We start from the raw sequence: 833 nt of genomic DNA, 5'->3' as shown, positions 1-833 counted from the left end.
GGCGCATTCCCCAATTGCTCCGCCGCCTGCTTTAGGATCTGTTCGGCGGCCTTTCTTGCCGCTATTGCTTCAGCATTCGCTTTCACAGCAGAACTCACCAGTTGCATCTGCGTCTCGTGCAGATCCGCGCGGACCTTTCGCGCTGCTTGATCTTCACGCTCGCGCTCTTTCTCAGCGCGGCTTCTGATGTGACGAGCAGCTTCTTGGGCGCTTACCAGTTCGGCCGCAGCTGATGCCCTGTCGCGGACCGCATTTTCATTGGCGTGCCGAACTTGCTCCTTTTCTACTTCGAGTTCCTTACGGCCCTTGGCGTTCTCTTCGTGCTGTTTCTGCAGATCACGGATCAGGGCATCGGCTCTCGCCTGGGCTTCGGCCAGTTCATCCAAACGAAGCTGTTCGGCGTGCTTCCAATCGGAACCGCGCGTGCGTTTGGGTGACCCGCGCTCAACGCCGGGAAGGTCCATCACGTGCAGAAAATACTCGTGAAGGGCATCTTGTAGAGCCTGCCCACACACCTTGGGCGTGGTGATGGGTTTTCCATCCTTGTCCTTATATGGACGGTACGCCTCCGCCAGTTCCTTTAGGTCACGGCTCGTGGAAACCCAGACGTGGGATCCTTTCGAGGTGGACTTAAGGTATTTCGGCGCCACGAAGACGTCGACATTCTTCCGGCCTTTCTCATCGCGGTCCAGTCGATTGGCGAAGATCGCCTCATCGCCAAAAATTGCCTCGACGAAATCGCAGGCATGTTTCAGCATGTAGGGGCCGTCATCGCCATCGACGAGTTCGTCCGGGAATTGGAAGTTGATGTGGATGACACGCTTCTTTCCACC

The 833-nt window shown here is 57.0% G+C and carries 1 protein-coding gene; it reads right to left on the bottom strand.

All coding sequences use genetic code 11. The features are described from left to right. The coding region (locus A3736_RS17420; protein ID WP_197465497.1) for a hypothetical protein at positions 1–833 on the bottom strand (833 nt) is incomplete at both ends.

Origin of the sequence: Erythrobacter sp. HI0063, assembly GCF_001635685.1 — a bacterium.
GTDB lineage: Bacteria > Pseudomonadota > Alphaproteobacteria > Sphingomonadales > Sphingomonadaceae > Qipengyuania.
The sequence above is the reverse complement of the archived record's forward strand: the minus strand, read 5'-3'. Positions and strand labels throughout refer to the sequence as shown.